This window comes from Thalassotalea sp. LPB0316, assembly GCF_014898095.1.
Taxonomy (GTDB): Bacteria; Pseudomonadota; Gammaproteobacteria; order Enterobacterales; family Alteromonadaceae; genus Thalassotalea_G.
The window spans coordinates 2,778,207-2,796,284 of sequence record NZ_CP062946.1 but is presented as its reverse complement, the minus strand read 5'-3'; the positions used below and the strand labels follow the sequence as shown (position 1 = coordinate 2,796,284).

15 protein-coding genes are annotated in these 18,078 nt (G+C 41.5%); 4 read left to right on the top strand and 11 right to left on the bottom strand.

Annotated features, from left to right (window positions below; genetic code table 11):
• Positions 1 to 28: 28 nt before the first annotated feature.
• Positions 29 to 808 (top strand): tRNA pseudouridine(65) synthase TruC, encoded by a 780-nt coding sequence (gene truC / locus LP316_RS12540; RefSeq protein ID WP_193021495.1) that lies wholly within the window; start codon positions 29 to 31, stop codon positions 806 to 808.
• Here truC and LP316_RS12535 read toward each other — a convergent pair.
• From LP316_RS12535 to LP316_RS12515, 5 genes are all read right to left on the bottom strand, one after another.
• Positions 792 to 1,223 carry a hypothetical protein gene (locus tag LP316_RS12535; protein ID WP_193021494.1) on the bottom strand — a complete coding sequence of 144 codons (432 nt, stop codon included), beginning with the start codon at positions 1,221 to 1,223 and terminating at the stop codon, positions 792 to 794. The two genes, truC and LP316_RS12535, sit on opposite strands and share 17 nt — an antisense overlap.
• Before the next feature lie 320 nt (positions 1,224 to 1,543).
• Positions 1,544 to 2,374, bottom strand: coding sequence for a 2,3,4,5-tetrahydropyridine-2,6-dicarboxylate N-succinyltransferase (gene dapD, locus LP316_RS12530; protein WP_193021493.1), 831 nt, complete (start codon positions 2,372 to 2,374; stop codon positions 1,544 to 1,546).
• Positions 2,375 to 2,403: 29 nt separating this feature from the next.
• Entirely contained in the window at positions 2,404 to 4,980 is a 2,577-nt protein-coding gene (gene glnD, locus LP316_RS12525; RefSeq protein WP_413470678.1) for a [protein-PII] uridylyltransferase, read from the bottom strand.
• A gap of 101 nt (positions 4,981 to 5,081) precedes the next feature.
• Complete coding sequence (gene map / locus LP316_RS12520) at positions 5,082 to 5,870, bottom strand: type I methionyl aminopeptidase (RefSeq protein WP_193021491.1); 789 nt, start codon at positions 5,868 to 5,870, stop codon at positions 5,082 to 5,084.
• 27 nt (positions 5,871 to 5,897) lie between these two features.
• Positions 5,898 to 6,503, bottom strand: coding sequence for a hypothetical protein (locus LP316_RS12515; protein WP_193021490.1), 606 nt, complete (start codon positions 6,501 to 6,503; stop codon positions 5,898 to 5,900).
• A 365-nt stretch (positions 6,504 to 6,868) separates the two neighbouring features.
• Between LP316_RS12515 and rpsB the strand changes: the two genes are divergently transcribed.
• The 3 genes from rpsB to LP316_RS12500 all read left to right on the top strand — a co-directional run bounded on the left by rpsB (position 6,869) and on the right by LP316_RS12500 (position 9,347).
• Positions 6,869 to 7,597, top strand: coding sequence for a 30S ribosomal protein S2 (rpsB, locus tag LP316_RS12510; protein ID WP_193021489.1), 729 nt, complete (start codon positions 6,869 to 6,871; stop codon positions 7,595 to 7,597).
• 81 nt (positions 7,598 to 7,678) lie between these two features.
• A complete protein-coding gene (gene tsf, locus LP316_RS12505; protein WP_193021488.1) occupies positions 7,679 to 8,515 on the top strand; it encodes a translation elongation factor Ts in 837 nt (278 codons plus the stop codon).
• Between the two features lie 178 nt (positions 8,516 to 8,693).
• Entirely contained in the window at positions 8,694 to 9,347 is a 654-nt protein-coding gene (locus tag LP316_RS12500; protein ID WP_193021487.1) for a response regulator transcription factor, read from the top strand.
• Here LP316_RS12500 and LP316_RS12495 read toward each other — a convergent pair.
• From LP316_RS12495 to LP316_RS12470, 6 genes are all read right to left on the bottom strand, one after another.
• On the bottom strand, positions 9,329 to 10,666 hold the full coding sequence (locus LP316_RS12495) for an ATP-binding protein (RefSeq protein WP_193021486.1): 1,338 nt from the start codon (positions 10,664 to 10,666) through the stop codon (positions 9,329 to 9,331). The two genes, LP316_RS12500 and LP316_RS12495, sit on opposite strands and share 19 nt — an antisense overlap.
• A complete protein-coding gene (locus LP316_RS12490) occupies positions 10,667 to 11,602 on the bottom strand; it encodes a DUF3369 domain-containing protein (protein WP_193021485.1) in 936 nt (311 codons plus the stop codon). It lies immediately after the preceding gene.
• A gap of 194 nt (positions 11,603 to 11,796) precedes the next feature.
• On the bottom strand, positions 11,797 to 15,234 hold the full coding sequence (locus LP316_RS12485) for a PAS-domain containing protein (protein WP_193021484.1): 3,438 nt from the start codon (positions 15,232 to 15,234) through the stop codon (positions 11,797 to 11,799).
• A gap of 42 nt (positions 15,235 to 15,276) precedes the next feature.
• Positions 15,277 to 15,717, bottom strand: a complete 441-nt coding sequence (locus tag LP316_RS12480; RefSeq protein ID WP_193021483.1) for a hypothetical protein — start codon at positions 15,715 to 15,717, stop codon at positions 15,277 to 15,279.
• A gap of 78 nt (positions 15,718 to 15,795) precedes the next feature.
• Entirely contained in the window at positions 15,796 to 17,532 is a 1,737-nt protein-coding gene (locus LP316_RS12475) for a sodium:solute symporter family protein (protein WP_193021482.1), read from the bottom strand.
• Positions 17,532 to 17,783 carry a DUF4212 domain-containing protein gene (locus tag LP316_RS12470; protein ID WP_193021481.1) on the bottom strand — a complete coding sequence of 84 codons (252 nt, stop codon included), beginning with the start codon at positions 17,781 to 17,783 and terminating at the stop codon, positions 17,532 to 17,534. Before LP316_RS12470 ends, LP316_RS12475 begins: the two co-directional genes overlap by 1 nt.
• Positions 17,784 to 18,078 lie beyond the last annotated feature (295 nt).

The window sequence follows — 18,078 nt, the reverse complement described above, 5'->3', positions numbered from 1 at the left end:
CGAGTAAATGGTTCAATCTAACTGCCCCATGAATGGAAAGCCAACCTGTGATCTTGAATCAATTGATGGCGATAAACCGCAACTAACCATCTTATATCAAGACGATTATCTAGTCGCAGTGAATAAACCTGCTGGGCTGTTTGTTCACCGTAGTTATTTAGATCGTCATGAAAAGTACTTTGCCTTGCAACTGGTACGTGACATGGTTGGACAATATGTTTACCCAGTGCACCGTTTAGACAGGCCTACTTCGGGGGTTTTACTGTTTGCGTTAACTGAAGGCGTAGCCCGTCAAATGAATGAAAAGTTTTCGGCTAGGCAGGTTGATAAAACATATTTCGCCTTAACGCGTGGCCACCTATTAGGTGATGGCATCATTGATTATCCGCTTAAAGAGCAACATGATAAAATCGCCGATAAGTTTGCCAGGCAAGATAAGGCGGCGCAAAGTGCAGTTACTCACTATCAATCGATTGCGACAGCGACGCTACCCATCGCGGTAGGTAAATATCCGAGTGTTAGGTATAGTTTGGTTAAGTTAATGCCGCAAACCGGCAGGAAACACCAAATTCGCCGACATTTATCGCATTTGCGCTATCCAATCATTGGCGATATTAATCACGGCGATAACAAACAAAATCCGTTTTTTCATCAGTTTTTTGGCTTTAAGCGCTTGATGTTACACGCTAGAACGTTGAGCTTTGCACACCCTGTAACAGGCCAACACTTGGTGATAGAAGCTGACTTCGACAGTCAGTGGCTAACAGTATTTGAGCAATTAGGTTGGTCGATTACTTTGGCCCAGTAATCGTTTTGGCGTTGGCATCATTGTGTTGCCAAGCCAATTGAGCACTATTATTACCTGGATCTTGCGCTTGGCTACCGCGAATATCGACAAAGAAACCCGTTTGAACATAGATACTTTGCTGACGATTTTGCTCAAATGCTAGCATCATCAGCTGGTCTTTTGGGATGTGACGGTTAGCTAATGAATACGCTAATTGACTATCGCTGTTATGGATGCGTTTTGTTTTTTGCTTGTTTCTTGACTTGAATGAGGCCAAAACAATGGGTTTTGTCATTGCTGAGTTGGCATCATTGTGATGGGGCGTTGAATAATTGATGTTTTGCTCATTTTTTACTGAGCTTGCGTAGTTTGTTGACTGACAAGCCGATAACAAAACTAGCATTATTATTGCGATAAAAACTTTACTTGTATTCATAACCAAACATCTTTTTGTCGTTGTGAAATTCTTCACATTGAAACCAATAATTGGTCTTCTGCAGATGTTATGCCATGTCTGATTTTACTTTTTATCCTTTTGTTTTAGCTAAGTTATTTTTATGACTGTCAAAAAAATAACTCAGCAAATAGCATAGCGCCAATTATTTCTATTTTAGAAAGGTTGAAAGAATCTTGGCGTGAAAAGTGATAGCCGAGCTCAGTACCACCGATAAAAAATGCCACAGTAAATGTGGCATTTTTTATCGTAAATTTTAACGTAGAATAACGTCATGCCCGCGAAGGCGGGTATCTCGTCAATTACTCTTCTGAAACTGAACGAAGTAGGGCATTAATTCCTACTTTTGCGCGAGTTTTTGCATCAACTTTTTTGACGATAATTGCTGCATATAGGCTGTAGGTACCGCATTTTGATGGAAGATTACCCGGGACAACTACAGAGCCAGCTGGAACACGGCCATAGTGCACTTCACCGGTTTCGCGATCAAAAATGCGCGTGCTTTGGCCAATGTAAACACCCATTGAGATCACTGCGCCTTCTTCAACGACAACACCTTCAACAATCTCAGAGCGCGCGCCGATAAAACAGTTATCTTCAATAATAGTCGGGCCCGCTTGTAAGGGCTCTAATACACCACCAATACCAACGCCGCCAGATAAGTGTACGTTTTTACCTATTTGTGCACATGAACCCACAGTTGCCCATGTATCGACCATGGTGCCTTCATCAACGTATGCGCCAATATTTACATAACTAGGCATAACGACAACATTTTTACCAACGTAAGAGCCCGTGCGAACGGTTGCTGGTGGTACGATGCGCACGCCATCAGCTTCAAACATGGCTTGGCTGTAGTCGTTGTATTTTAATGGTACTTTATCGAAGTATTTGCTTTCGCCACCATCAACCACTTCGTTATCCCAAATCCGGAACGACAGTAATACGGCTTTTTTCAGCCATTGGTGTACAACCCATTCACCAGCAATTTTTTCAGCAACACGTGCTGAGCCATTATTAAGCATCTCTAATGCATCTAATACGGCATTTTTAACTTCTGTGCTCACTGAGTTAGGGGTAATTGACATGCGCTCTTCGAACGCTGCCTCGATAATTGTTTGTAATTCGCTCATCTATTTGTCCAATTAATGGTTGAATGAATTTATACCAAATCATTACACAGTCTTTGACGCAGCTGCTCTTGCTCAGCTTCGTTTAGGGTTGTGCCATGCTCATTTGATACGGTAAATACGTCTTCTGCACGCTCACCAAAGGTCGTGATTTTGGCAGAGTGAATGTGAATTTTTAAGTCTTGGAATACTTGACCAATACTTGCCAGTAAGCCCGGTCTGTCCATTGCGATGATTTCTAACATCGTTCGGTTTTTACTACTGGTTTTTGAGTAGTTTACGACAGTGTTAACGACAAATTGCTTGTTCTTTTGTGGTACTGGTTGCACTGGAATTTGCGCCGTCGACTCTTTACACAAAATGCGCTTAATCGAATCGACGATTTCTTGTGCGCGATGGGTATCGTCGATCGGTTTATTGCGCTGATCTAAAATGACAAAGGTATTGAGTGTATAGCCGTTCTTACTGGTAATAATTTTGGCATCGTGAATTGATAGCTTTTTGTTACCGAGTAGGGCAACGGTGCGAGCAAATATGTGAGGTTGCTCTTTGGTGTAAACAAATACTTCAGTACCGCCGCGATATGGCTTAGGGCTGATTAGTACCATTGGCCCGTCATCTTGTTTATTGATGATGTTGCGAGTGTGCCACTTGATTTGATCTGGGGTATAACGCAGGAAGTAATCCGATTTAAAATGCTTCCAACATTTTTTAACGTCTTCTTCGGTTATTTCTTGTGTTGTCAGCAACTCCATTGCTTGTGCTTGGTTTTCACGGATTTTGGCACGTAAATCAACGGGTTTTTCCAAGCCGAGCCTAAAGGCGCGTTTAGTAGCGTTGTATAACTCTTCTAACAGGTTGGCTTTCCAACTATTCCACAAGCTTTCATTCGTTGCTCGCATATCGGCGACGGTTAAGCAGTATAGCAAATCTAATCGCGCTTCATCACGGACGATTTCGGCAAAATCTTTGATCACAGTCTCGTCTGAAATATCTTTGCGTTGTGCGGTCACCGACATCAATAAGTGTTGTTCGACTAACCATGAAATCATCCGGCCATCGTGTTTGTTAAGGCCGTGCTCTTGAGCAAATTCGAGTGCATCTGCGGCACCAAGTTTTGCGTGATCACCACCTCTGCCTTTCGCGATATCATGGAAGATACCCGCAAAATAAAGCAGTTCAGGTTTTCGAGTACGTTGGACAATTTTGCTACAAAGCGGAAATTCGTGATTGTGCTCTGGTTGAGAGAAACGGTACAAATTCTTGATCAGTCGATAACTGTGCTCATCAACAGAATAAGCGTGGAATAGATCAAACTGCATCTGACCAACAATGTCGCGCCACTGCGGTAAATAGGCGCCAAGTATTGAATGACGATGCATTAAGCTAAAGGCGAGCCCTAATCCTCTTGGGTGCCTGATTAACTCGACAAACATAGTACGACAAGCTTGATAGTCGTTGAGGCGAGAAATCAATCGGCGACGAGCATTGCGCAGTAATCGCAAGGTTTCAGGGTGCAAATCCTTAACCTCAGGTGTTTGGGCTATTTTCAAAAACATTTCGATGATTTTAGGCGAGCGACTAAATAACCGGCTACGGGTGATCTTCATTAAGCCATCTTCAACAATAAAGTCGTCATCGATAACCGTAATGTTAGGTGCGTGCTCTGCGCCCAATAACGTGCGCTCAAATCGGTGCAGCAGCATTTTATTAAGTTCAGCAATACGAGCAATCAGGCGGAAAAAGCGTTTCATCATTTTTTCTACCGCTTGCTTACCGTGATCGCCAAAGCCCATCATTTTGGCAACATCAGCTTGGTAATCAAACAGTAAGCGGTTTTCACTGCGACCTGCTACATAGTGGAGGGCAAAGCGCATCCGCCACAAATAGTCTTGACACTCTAATAGCTCGTAGTATTCATTACGGGTTAAATAGTCGTGTTCAACCAACTCTTCCATTGAATCAGCTAAGAAGTGACGTTTAGCCACCCAAGCAATGGTTTGAATATCTCTTAGCCCGCCGGGGTTGGCTTTTAAATTCGGCTCAAGCGTATAAGCGGCGCCGTGATATTGTTCGTGGCGTTGCTTTTGTTCCTCGCGCTTAGCGATGAAAAATTTGTCGGAGCGCCAAAATACGTCTTGTTGTAATAAGGGCTGTAATTGCTCATATAAATTGCGACAACCACTAATCAAACGCATTTCCATCAAATTAGTGGCAATAGTGACATCGTCGACCGCTTGTCTTATACACTCTTTGATATCGCGAACACTGTGGCCGATATCGAGCCTGACATCCCATAACTGGGTAATAAACTGACCAATTTTGTCTTCAAGTGTTTTATCGAGCTTTTTTTGCGTCAACAATAATATATCGACGTCTGAGTGCGGGTGTAATTCCGCACGACCATAACCACCTACCGCGATTAGGCTGACTTGATATTCATCGAGTTGGTGTTGGCACCAAAGCTTAGACAGGACGAGATCAACATATTGTGCACGCGCTTTTACTAAGTTTTCAGTATCTTGCAAATCGAACTGGGCTAGCAACCATTGTGAGAACACTTGGTTTTGCTCACAGATGTCTTTAATCGACAACACAGGCGCGGTGATCGAAAAGGTATCGAAATAATGTGATGGAATATAAGCGCTCATATGATGAATAATTCTTGTTATCGATTGCTTTATGTTAATGGTAAGAAAGTAAAAAGGTACTAGTTAACTAGTACCTTTGCAATGGTATCGTCACTGCGATGGGTTAAAATCTCACAACCGGTTTTGGTGACAACAATGGTGTGTTCCCACTGCGCAGATTTTTTGCCATCAACGGTATAAACCGTCCAATTATCTTCTTTATCTAACACGGTGCCCGCTTTACCAGCATTGATCATTGGCTCTACGGTAAAACACATACCTTCAGCCATCTTGGTGCGGTCATTGTTTTTATAGTGAACAATTTGTGGTTCTTCGTGAAATTCTGCGCCAATGCCGTGGCCACAATACTCTTTAACAATACCAAAGCGACCAGATTTCTTAATAAATTTTTGAATGGCTGCGCCAATCTCGCCAAAAGCGACACCAGGTTTTACTTTTTTCAAGCCAACGTATAGCGCTTCTTGGGTGATACGGCATAAGCGACGATCTTCAGGACTAACATCGCCGATTAAAAACATCTTTGAAGTATCGCCGTGATAGCCGTCTTTGATGACGGTAATATCAATATTGATAATATCGCCATCTTTAAGTGGTTCATCGTTTGGAATACCGTGACAAACGACATGATTTACCGAAGTGCAAATGGATTTTGGGAAACCGTGGTAATTAAGTGGTGCAGAAATCGCTTCTTGTACTTTTTCGGTATACTCAGCACAAATGGTGTTGAGTTCATCAGTGGTGACACCTGCTTTAACATGTGGCTCGATCATTTCTAACACTTCGGCAGCTAATCTGCCAGCTACGCGCATTTTTTCGATTTCATCAGGTGTTTTAATGTTAATAGTCATTGAATTCTCTGTGTTTTTACTGGCGTTCTACGCGTTAAGTTCAAGTTTTACGGCTTCGACAATGGCGCTAGGCTTTTTCAAATACAAATTGTGGTTTAACAATACCAAATTATCGTCAAACGCTAACAACAACGCTGGAATTGACTGCGTGCCAATTACCTCTTGTAAATCAAATATATCCTGCATAATAAATTCGGCATCTTTCGAAAATGCGTCATCTTTGAACACTTTGGCCGGTGGTGACATTTTTAATTGCTGACAAATAGCCATTAGCTCATCTTTACTCGACATCGGAAGGGCATCTTCAAAATGAGATTTTTGAATGAGCTTAAGCAACTCAAGTGCTTGATGGTTGGCTTTGTTATTTGCCCATGCCGTTAAATTCGCTGCCATGGTTGAATCTGGTTCAAATGGCATTGGCTCAACATACTTACTAGCAAAACGTTTATTGCTATCAGCTTCAACGTTTTTTACTAGCGCTTGGGCTAGGGTTTGATCGCCTTGATAGTGACCACAATGCCAAAGGTTGAGTTTAATATCAGGGTAGGCTTGGGCAATTGCTTCAACAAGCGGTGTTGCCGCATAACTCCACGGGCAATGTGAATCATAAATAAAGATCAATTCAGCGTTCATATATCAGCCATAAATTTTTAAAAAAGTTGTTAAGCCGCCAATTTTATCTGTTTCTCAAAACATTGGCTATCACACAAGCGTAAATTTTGGCAATTTATTTGTCATTTATTTTAGCTAAACAAGCAAAATGACTAGTTAATTTGTCAAAGTTATGGTATAAAATGCGCCGCTAAAAACACTAATCATTCACTTAGTGTGGCATTTAGCAAAACTATTTAACCGTACTGTCATAATGTTGTGCCAGTATATATTTAAACTCACATACATCTTGCAAAGGTATACCGGGGTGCTCAAAGCATAGAGAATATGCTGCCAAGAGTCGTGTATATCGGATGTATGGACGCTTAACCCCAAGAGGAAAAATCATGCCAAACGTTTCTATGCGCGATATGCTTAAAGCGGGTGTTCACTTCGGTCACAAAACTCGTTACTGGAACCCGAAAATGAAGTCTTACATCTTCGGTGCTCGTGATAAAGTTCATATCATCAACTTAGAACAAACTGTTCCTATGTTCAACGAAGCTTTAGCTTTCTTATCAGGCGTTAGCGCTAAGAAAGGTAAAATCTTATTCGTTGGTACAAAGCGTGCTGCATCTCAATCAGTTCGTGAAGCAGCAATCAAATGTGATCAATTCTACGTAGACCACCGTTGGTTAGGTGGTATGTTGACTAACTGGAAAACAGTTCGTCAATCTATCAAGCGTTTAAAAGATCTTGAAACGCAAAGCACAGACGGTACTTTCGATGCTTTAACTAAGAAAGAAGCATTAATGCGTACACGTGAAATGGAAAAGCTTGAGAAGAGCTTAGGTGGTATCAAAAACATGGGTGGCTTACCAGATGCTATCTTCGTTATCGATGCTGACCACGAGCACATTGCTATTAAAGAAGCAAACAACTTAGGTATTCCTGTAATTGCTGTTGTTGATACTAACTCTAACCCAGATGGTGTTGACTACATCGTTCCAGGTAACGATGATGCGATTCGCGCAATCACTTTATACACTGACTCAGCTGCTAACGCAGTAATTGAAGGTCGTGAGCAGAACATCGCTGTTGCTGCTGAAAAAGACGGTTTTGTTGAAGCTGAATAAGCTCACCAAATAAACCTTTTTTAATCTAAAATGCGAGGTGTTGCTTCGCATTTAACTCTTTTTATATTGAGGAATTTACTCATGGCAATTACTGCTGCATTAGTAAAAGAATTACGCGACCGCACTGGCGCAGGTATGATGGATTGTAAGAAAGCACTTCAAGAAGTTGACGGTGACATGGAACTTGCAATCGAAAACATGCGCAAATCAGGTCAAGCGAAAGCGGCTAAAAAAGCTGGTAACATCGCTGCTGAAGGTCAAATCATCATTAAAGATGGCGCATTAGTTGAAGTTAACTGTCAAACTGACTTCGTAGCTGGCGACAGCAACTTCTTAGCATTCGCTAACAAAGTAGCAGACGTTGCTGCTGCTGAAAAACTTTCTATCGAAGACTTACAAGCTAAGTTCGAAGAAGAGCGTATCGAATTAGTTGCTAAAATCGGTGAGAACATCAATGTTCGTCGTGTAGCTTACGTAGACGGTGCTGCAGCATCTTACAAGCACGGTGCTAAAATTGGTGTTGTAGTTGCTGGTGAAGGCGACGCTGAAACATTAAAGCACATCGCTATGCACGTAGCTGCGTCTAAGCCAGAGTTCGTTAACCCTGAAGACGTACCAGCTGACGTGGTAGAAAAAGAAAAAGCTATCCAAATCGAAATCGCGATGAACGAAGGCAAGCCTGCAGAAATCGCTGAGAAAATGGTTACTGGCCGTATGAAGAAATTCACTGGTGAAATTTCTTTAACTGGTCAACCTTTCATCATGGAGCCAAAGCGCACTGTTGGTGACATCTTAAAAGAGAAAGGCGTAACTGTATCAACTTTCGTTCGTTTAGAAGTTGGTGAAGGTATCGAGAAGAAAGAAGAAGACTTCGCTGCTGAAGTAGAAGCGCAAATCGCTGCTGCTAAAGGCGCATAATTTTTCTTTTGAAAAACTAGTCGATTGAATGAAAAAGAGCTACCCTTGGGTAGCTCTTTTTTTGTCTGATTATTTTAGATTTTAATAATCTGTTATTTGATCTACTTAGACTTTAGTCTAATAAAGTTATGTTAAAAACGCGTTATACTTGTAGTAGGAATATTGAAAAGAGAATCTCATGTTTCAGCCAGAAAAAATAATTATAGCTGATGATCACCCTTTATTTCGTCACGCCTTATTGGAGACGTTAAAAACTAAGTTTACGCAAACTCAGTGGCTTGAAGCGCAAAATGTCGAAGAGCTCGAAAATCAGATAAAAACATCACCAGAAGCGGACTTGCTACTACTAGATCTTCACATCCCTGGTGCTCACGGCTTCACTAATTTAATTAATATTCGCAGCCATTTTTCGCAAATTCCTGTTGTGATCATTTCGGCTCATGAAGACGATGAAACTATGGCTAAAGCGATCGAGTATGGTGCCTCAGGGTTTATTCCTAAATCAACACCGGTAGAAACAATTTGCCAAGCGATTGTCGACGTGCTCGCCGGTAATGTTTGGATGCCTGAACATTTTAAAGCACCAGAGCCAATGGCAAATCAAGATATTGCCCAACGCATTGCGAGTTTAACGAACCAACAATACAAAATTTTAATGATGTTTGCTCAGGGAATGTTGAATAAGCAAATAGCTTATGATCTCAATGTCTCTGAAGCGACTATCAAAGCCCATGCTACGGCGATTTTCAAAAAGCTCAATGTTAGAAATCGCACGCAAGCGGTCATTGCGATGAATGCGCTAGAGCTTGACAATCAATTCGAGCAGTCTTGAGGAAGGGATATCACAAAAGATGTTCCTTCACCTGGTGAAGATGATACCGATATTTCACCGTTCAATGCGCCGTTTACAATCCCGTAAACAATATTAAGTCCTAAACCTGTACCGCCACAGCCTCTTTTGGTGGTATAAAAGGGTTCATAGATATTTTTTAGCATCTCTTCTGTCATGCCAACACCGTTATCTTTAACTTCAATAAGCACTTTTTCAGGCGTATTTGATAGGTTAACTTCAAGGCGAGGGGTCTTTATTTCTTCAAATGCATGGTTAATAGCATTCGTGACAATATTAGTAACTACTTGACCAAGTTTTGAAGGAATTGTTTTTATCACGATATCTGAAGGGAGTTTGTTAAAGGTAAGTTCAATATGCGCCTTTCTCAGAAGTATTTTTAAACTGGATAGGATGGTCTCAAACCATTTGTTCAGAGCTATTTCAATAATGTCGTCTGAGCTTCGCTCAACTGCAACAAGTTTAAAATCCGAAATCAAATCAGCGGCCCTGTCTAAATTAGTGGTCAAGGCATTGTGTGATTTAATAATTGAATCTGTTATTTTTATTAAGTCTTGCTTTGTTAGTTGTCCTTCATCCGTTTTTTTCTTTAGTTCAAGAGCATGTTCACCTATATTCGAATTGCACAGCACCGCGACGCCCAAAGGCGTATTTATCTCATGTGCGACACCGGCAACAAGCTGACCTAAAGACGCCATTTTCTCTTGCTCAACTAATTGTTTTTGTGTGTTCTTTAAATTATCTACGGATGCCTGTAGCGCTTTGGTACGCTCCTCAACGATATGCTCTAGCTCTTCGTTCAGTGCAATCAGCTCTTTTTCTTTTTGTTGTCGCTCCATTTCTGCAGAGATACGACCTGAAAATAGCGTAAAAAGGTTGACAATCCAGTCGGTGTCTTTTATCTCATTTTTATACAGTGCGACAATAATTCCGGTAACAGTATTTCCAGAAGATTCGTGAATAGGCGTACCAATATAAGCATCTATCCCCATATCTACTAAAAGTTGATCTTTAGGGTAAAAATTACACACGCCAGATTGATAAACACATACAGAATCATCGCTAACATCAGCGCATGGCGTGTCTAGTAAGTCATAAGAAAAGTTATCGACTACTTCGTTGCCGGCAACTAAGCATATGGTTGTCGACATGTCTTGAGCATCATTTAATTTCGCGATAAAAAGATAGTCAGCTTTTATTACACTGTTGAGTTGTAATAATAAGTGGCTATAAAAGTCATCACCCCATGATGATTTTAAGTTACTGATTATATTTGATATTTGCTCATTGACGTTTTGCATCTAGCTCTCCTGCTTCGATAAGTTTTCTAAAATCAATACAACTTGTATCGAAAAAGCGTGCAATAATTTTATGGTTGGCTCAATTAGCTTTTGCTCAGATTTAAGCATGAATACTGTTTCGGTGCCTCTATTCGAGCGGTAGTAATGGACGTAATAATCTTGCTCAGTAAAGCTTTCTTTTAGTGTTAATGCTTTTTCTGAAAGGTAGTTTTGTTGCTCGTTGATTAAGTCAGGACCACTGTTTTTGGTTAAAACTTGACTGCTGTGTTTATCGACAAAAATACGCCACAGGGGCTTGTTAGAATCAGCGCAAGTAAAAATACTATCAATAGACAAAACAAAGCCGCTTTGGATCGCGGAAAGGACACTGTTTAACTGCATCATAATGGCCTGAGAAACACTCAGCACATCATCTAATTGATTTAAGTTGGTAATAGAGTTGATGAGTGCTTCTAACCCTTTTTGATAGTCTTGTATTCTTGTTAAATCTCGATAACTTCGCAGCGCGATATATAGGGCATGTTGCAGGACTTGTTTTGTCGCTTTGACTTTAGGTAGGTAACCATCAATATCAAAATCTCGGTAGACATCGTCTATAGGTGCAAAACCTGGTTGTCCGGTTCTTAAAACAACGCGGCTATAATGATTGTTAAGATCGTTTCTTAAATACTGTACAACGTCTAAACCCGCTTCATCCGTTTCCATCACAACATCAAGGAAAATTAGCGCGATATCGTCTCTTTCTCTAAGGATTTGTTTAGCTTCTTCACCTGAAGACGCTAAGATAAATTCTAGTTTTTTATGCTCAAAAGTAAATGAACCAAGGGTTAAAGCCGTTGACGACAAAACACTTTCTTCATCGTCTACGAGTAAAACTTTCCAAGTGCCGTTCGAGACAAAAGTAGGTATGTCTTGTTCTTCTTTTAACCAATCCACTGCTATACCTTAATACTAATATTGCGGGAGCTATTTTTAAATATGATACAAATAACCTTAAAATAAAAGCTTAGGTTTGCCAAATTTTCTTCGTAATATCCTGTAGTGTATTGGAATTTATTAAAGGGGCGAATCAATATAGCAATCGAATGGAACAACTTGTAAGATCATTCGCTCTTTGGATAGAGCATCATTTAATTGCCATAATTAGAAGATAACTTTTTAGCGAGCATTGCACTCATCATAGCTCTCAATGACGCCGGTTTAACTACTTTTCTCATAAAGCCTACATCAGCTTCATCGGCTTTATCTTCGATGCCATCTTCATTAGCTGCGGTTAGTAAAATTGCTGGTAAATAGTGTGGATAATTGTCGCGTAACTCCGCTATAACACTTAAGCCGTTGTCGATCGGCGAGAGTTGGTAGTCGGCAAGGACAATATCAATCATGTCGCTGTTTTTGGCGAAAGCTTCCACTGCTTGTTCACGGGTGTGACAGGCAATAACTTTACACTGCCATGCCGTTAATAGCTCAACCATGCCATTTAGTACGGCGTGATCATCGTCAACACACAAGACAGTGACACCACTAAAGTTATTTGCCTTACTGGTAATAGGTGATGTATTGGCAACAACTCTTGGTGTTGCTCGTTCAACCAGAATTGAAAAGTTGGCGCCTTTGCCTTCAATTGATTGCAGTGCTATTGGCGCCTTAATAATTTCGCCAATACCTTGGGTAATATTGAGCCCTAAGCCAAGTCCTTTTGCCGATTCTTGGGTATCGTGCAATTGGGTAAACTGTTCAAATACCGCTTGTTGTTGCTCTTGCGCAATACCAGGGCCATTATCGATCACGTGAATAGCAATGTGCTGGCCTTGACGTTTCACACCTAGTAATACTCGACCTGGGCTAGCATAACGCAGAGCGTTACCCAATAGATTCTGTACCATACGGCGCAATAAAAATTTGTCACTGTAAACCCACAGGCTTGTGTTGACTATTTTAATCGCGACATAGTACTGTTGAGCCAACATAGAGAATTCTTTTTGTAGCTCTTCAAATAAGTCAACAAGGGCAAATGCTTGAAAATTAGGTTTAATATTACCACTTTCTATTCGGGCAATTTCCGCCAAATCCGATATCAAATCACTGGCAGTTCTCAGTGATGCATCGATATTTTTTACTTGTCGATACTGCGCTGCAGTTAAATTACTTTGATGTGAAAGCGCTTCGGTAAATAAGCGTGCGGCCTCTAATGGTTGCATCAAATCATGGCTACAAGCTTTCAAATACAAACTCTTCTTGCGATGGGCTTGCTCTGCTTTTTCGCGTGCTTTAGCCAGTTCATCATTGGTTTGGGCAAGTTTTACCGTGCGTTCGTTAACTAACACCTCAAGGTCGGTATTGGCATCTTTTAAGACCCTTTCAGCTTCGCGATAGGCAGTAATATCAGAAAACATCATGACAAAGCCGCCGTTGGGAAGAGGGTTACCTTCAATCCGAATCACCTGCCCATTGGCGTATGTTCGCTCGGAGCTGTGCTGTGTCCCTTTTTTCAAGTGATTAATACGTTTGGTGACATGTTCCTCAACCTCTCCGGGGCCACACAAGCCACGCTCGACGTTATAGCGAATTAATGTCGCGATATCACAGCCGACATAAATTAACGCTTCAGGATAATTGAACAAGGTTAAGTACTTTTTATTCCATGCGACGAGTTTAAGTTCATTATCGATAATAGAAATCCCTTCACTAGCATGTTCAATAGCACTTTGAACCAGGTTCTGACTAAATTGTTGGCGTTGGCTCGACGCATCTTCAACCAACTGAGCGAGCTCATCAAGGGCGATATCACGACCTTCAATCGCTGAGGTCAACACCAGTTGTGCTGACTGCGTTCCCATGACACTCGCAAGGGTTTGCTCGGTATGTTGTAATAGCGCTTGATAATACTGGTGTGACTTGGTTGATAGCTCACCGTGTTGCTCAGCAAAGGCGGCAAAGCTTTGCTTTGCTTTTTGCTCGCCAACAAATCGTGAAACCAAAACCTCTAGCTCGTTAACATTTATGGCTCGTTTGTTATAAGCGGTAAACTCTTCTTGGTCTTGTGACTTGATAAAAATAGCGGCTTGCACGCGCTCTTGAACACTTTGACGGCTGATTTGTGAAACAAGCCACATTAGCAATACATTTGCGCCTAGACTGATCAGGGTGGCGTCAGTAGTTGCTGGCATGAATACTTCGCTAAATGGTTGTGGGTAAACGCCCATTTGCGGCATAAAGTTCAAAATAAGCCACAACATAAAGCCGACAATAATACCGGCATAAACACCAATTAAATTGGCACTTCGCCAATAAAAGGCGGCGAGTAGAGCAGGGGTGAGTTGGGCAAAGGCACCAAAAGCAATTTCGCCTAATGACGATAAAGTTTCAGGTGCTGTTAGTAAAAACACGCTATAGCCGAGCATGATGATCACTAAAACAATTGACTTTCTGATATTTAGCAACTTTTGTTGGAAGCTCTCAAACTCTTGCGCGTGGTTATCTTGCTTGCGAAATAAATGAGGAAAAACAATTTCATTTGAAATCATGGTAGAAAGTGCAATCGCGGATATGATAACCATTGAGCTCGCTGCTGAAATAGCACCTAAAAACGCAAGCAACGTGAGCCAGTATTGGTTGGTTACACTAGGTAAAAACAAGACATAAGCATCACTTGATATATTGTCGCCTAAATAAAAATTTCCTGCTAAGCCCAGCGGTATGGCGAATAGGGCAAAAACCGTTAAATACAGCGGGAATACCTTTCGGCTAAGCTTGGTGTGGCGCTTGTCCTTTAATTCGACAACCATAACCTGAAATTGGCGTGGCAGTGATAAAAATGCCGCCGCAACAATAATTAGCATAGCGATTAAACTCGTCAGGTTAGGAAAGGTTAATTGCTGATCTAACCGCTCATTGGCTTGGGTTTGCACCCACAAGTCCATAGGCGAATCAAAAAGAAAAAATACCGCGAATATGCCAAGTACTGCAAACGCCGCTAGTTTGACTAGCGATTCAAAAGCAATGGCGAGCATAGCGCCGGGATGACGCTCGGTTACGTCTATCTGACGAATACCAAACATGATGGTAAAAATCGCTAATACAAAGGCGACAATCAGGCCAAACCAACCATCGTTGTGATACGGCTGCACCTGCAGTTGTTGAAACGAGTAGACGATAGCTTTTAGCTGTAGGGCCAAATACGGCAAAGTACCAATTAAGGCAACTATGGTCACAACAATCGCTAAATTATGTGATTTGCCAAATCGAGCCGCGAGTAAATCAGCAATCGAGGTCAAATTGAGCTTAATACTGACATCGATAATGCGCTGCAATAAAGGCCAAGCAAATACAAATAGTAAAATAGGGCCTAAATAAATGGGTAAATGGGACAGAAAGTTATTTGACGCTTGTCCGGTAGTACCGAGAAAGCTCCAAGAGGTACAGTAAACCCCAAGGGTTAAGGCATAGATGATAGGTTGGAATTTATCCGAAATTAAATGGCGATGTTTATCACCCCAATAGGCGATATAAAATAATAAACCGATATAAACAAAACACAGCGTCACCAATTGCCAGTTTGCAAACATAAAAACTTTTCCGAAAAAACTTTGCTTTAATTACTTTAATTGTTAGCGAACGGTTTGGCTATAAAATTGGGCAATATATTGATCCCCTTGGTATTTTACGATAATTCTTAATTTAGCGCTGTCGCCTTTTACTGCCAGCTTTTGCGGTAAAGTCGTTTGTGTTTGCCAGTAATAAGGTGTTTGTCGCATGGTCATTTTGTGGGTATCGACATCTTGCTCATTGTTCACGACAAATAGTATTGCTTCATCAATCGGGTAGGTGGTATTGACCACGGTTTGTTGTTCGTGCTGCTCGATGCTGACTTGCATTTCTCCCGTGGTAAGAATGCATTTTCTGTTGTAAACATCACAATGACCATCTTGCTCTAACTTAAAGACTTTGTTGGCTTTGGCATCATTTTCTAAATACATATCGGTTGCGATATAGCCACCAAGCAGGAGAAACGGTGCGACAAAAATAGCGATTTTAATATGTTTATTCATTTTTATTGTTTTCCGTATTAACAAAAAAACCTAAAGGCGATGGTATTAGCATACACCTTTAGGCTTTCAATTAACTAACTAGTGATCGTGTGCTGCAGCAATCTTACCGTGTGGAGAACGGAAGTTCTCAACCATAGCTTGAATGTCTGCAGGTGCAGGACCTGTCGCCTTTAAGACAATGAATGCAACAGCAAAGTTAACTGCGGCGCCCACTGAGCCAAATGCATTAGGTGAAATACCGAAGAACCAGTTAGGCTCCATACCACCTAAGAACGACGTACCAGGGATAAACATAATGCCTTTGTGTTGGAATACGTATAGCATTGTTACACCTAAACCTGCGCACATACCGGCAATCGCTGCTTTTGAGTTCATCTTCTTAGAGAAGATACCCATCATTAATGCTGGGAAGATACTCGATGCAGCTAGACCAAACGCTAGGGCAACGGTACCGGCGGCAAACCCTGGCGGATTAAGCCCGAGATAACCAGCAAATAGTACCGATAGTGTCATCACCACTCGGCTGGCCATCAGCTCGTTTTTCTCACTCATATCTGGCATCAATACCCCTTTCATTAAGTCATGGGATATTGCCGAGGATATGGCAAGTAATAAGCCGGCAGCGGTCGATAGTGCGGCGGCTAAACCACCAGCGGCAACTAGCGCGATTACCCAGTTTGGTAAGTTAGCGATAGATGGGTTAGCTAACACCATGATATCGCGGTCAACTTTAACCATTTCATTGGTTTCTGGATTTGCCGTGTATTGGATTTTGCCATCGCCATTTTTATCTTCAAACTGTAATAAGCCTGTTTTTTCCCAGTCTTTAAACCATTGTGGGCGCTCAGCATAATCAAGGTTTTGACCTGCTGCCGGCTCAATAGTATTCATCAGGTTAAAGCGTGCCATCGCACCAACAGCTGGAGCAACCGTGTAAAGTAATGCGATAAATACGAGTGCGTAACCAGCAGACTGACGAGCAGCTTTTACTGAAGGCACAGTGAAGAAGCGCATAATAACGTGCGGTAAACCGGCGGTACCAATCATAAGTGACAAGGTATAGGCGAACATTTCAACACCACCTAGCGTTTGCGTTGTATATTCTTTAAAGCCGAGATCTGACACCACCATATCGAGTTTATCGAGCAAGTAAACCCCACTGCCATCGGCTAAGGTACTCCCTAACCCTATTTGTGGAATTGGGTTACCCGTTAACTGAAGTGAAATGAAAATCGCAGGAATAGTATAAGCAGTAATTAATACTACATACTGTGCAATTTGGGTGTAAGTAATACCTTTCATACCGCCTAGCGTTGCGTAGACGAATACGACGGCCATACCAATGTATAGTCCCATATCGTACTCAACTTCTAGGAAGCGAGAGAAGGCAACCCCAACACCTTTCATTTGACCAATGATGTAAGTAATAGATGCGATGATCAAACATACAACAGCAACAATACGCGCTGTTCTTGAATAGAAGCGATCGCCAATAAACTCTGGTACGGTGAACTTACCGTGTTTACGCATGTATGGCGCTAAACAAAGCGCGAGTAATACGTAACCACCGGTCCAACCCATCAAAAATACTGAGCCGCCGTAACCTAAGAAAGCAATTAAGCCCGCCATCGAAATAAACGATGCCGCACTCATCCAGTCGGCGCCAATCGCCATACCGTTTTGTAGTGGGGTAATACCACCACCAGCTGCATAGAACTCACTGGTTGACCCCGCACGAGCCCACCAAGCGATGAAAAAATACAATCCGAAGGTACCGCCAACGGCGATCCACGTGTAGAGTTTTAACTCATCCATTACGACTCCTCCACATTGTATTTTTTATCTAACTCATTCATTTTTTTGGTATACCAAAAAATTAACGCGACAAAGGTATAAATTGAACCTTGCTGCGCGAACCAAAAGCCTAACTTATATCCGCCAAGTCTAATTTCATTTAACGGCTCGACCAGTAATAACCCGAAACCAAATGAAACAACAAACCATATGCAGAGGCAGATTAAGATTAGTCGCAGGTTTTCCTGCCAATAGCCTTTTGTAGTTTCCACAACCTATCTCCTTACTTTTTTATCGTTATATGTGATGACGTTATGAAAGTTAATTCACACCTGTTGTTTTGTTGAATTTGTATATCAATCACATAGCCTTGTAAGTCGCTTTTTCGCACCTAAGTGCAATTAAACCGCTTACTAAAGGGCGTGTTGTCCTTTGAAAATTGACTTTTATCTTTAAACAAAAACAATCATTAAAGAAATACACACTAGTTAAACTAGCAAGATAATTTGGGCTCAGGTATTCAACTTTAGTCTAGGTTTTTGGTCAAACACTTGCGCCAAAGTGCAT

What these genes read in the sequence shown, in the direction of transcription:
- truC (WP_193021495.1), top strand. Translation starts at nt 29, where the DNA reads ATGAATGGAAAGCCAACCTGTGATCTTGAATCAATTGATGGCGATAAA.
- LP316_RS12535 (WP_193021494.1), bottom strand. Translation starts at nt 1,223, where the DNA reads ATGAATACAAGTAAAGTTTTTATCGCAATAATAATGCTAGTTTTGTTA.
- dapD (WP_193021493.1), bottom strand. Translation starts at nt 2,374, where the DNA reads ATGAGCGAATTACAAACAATTATCGAGGCAGCGTTCGAAGAGCGCATG.
- map (WP_193021491.1), bottom strand. Translation starts at nt 5,870, where the DNA reads ATGACTATTAACATTAAAACACCTGATGAAATCGAAAAAATGCGCGTA.
- LP316_RS12515 (WP_193021490.1), bottom strand. Translation starts at nt 6,503, where the DNA reads ATGAACGCTGAATTGATCTTTATTTATGATTCACATTGCCCGTGGAGT.
- rpsB (WP_193021489.1), top strand. Translation starts at nt 6,869, where the DNA reads ATGCCAAACGTTTCTATGCGCGATATGCTTAAAGCGGGTGTTCACTTC.
- tsf (WP_193021488.1), top strand. Translation starts at nt 7,679, where the DNA reads ATGGCAATTACTGCTGCATTAGTAAAAGAATTACGCGACCGCACTGGC.
- LP316_RS12500 (WP_193021487.1), top strand. Translation starts at nt 8,694, where the DNA reads ATGTTTCAGCCAGAAAAAATAATTATAGCTGATGATCACCCTTTATTT.
- LP316_RS12495 (WP_193021486.1), bottom strand. Translation starts at nt 10,666, where the DNA reads ATGCAAAACGTCAATGAGCAAATATCAAATATAATCAGTAACTTAAAA.
- LP316_RS12485 (WP_193021484.1), bottom strand. Translation starts at nt 15,234, where the DNA reads ATGTTTGCAAACTGGCAATTGGTGACGCTGTGTTTTGTTTATATCGGT.
- LP316_RS12480 (WP_193021483.1), bottom strand. Translation starts at nt 15,717, where the DNA reads ATGAATAAACATATTAAAATCGCTATTTTTGTCGCACCGTTTCTCCTG.
- LP316_RS12475 (WP_193021482.1), bottom strand. Translation starts at nt 17,532, where the DNA reads ATGGATGAGTTAAAACTCTACACGTGGATCGCCGTTGGCGGTACCTTC.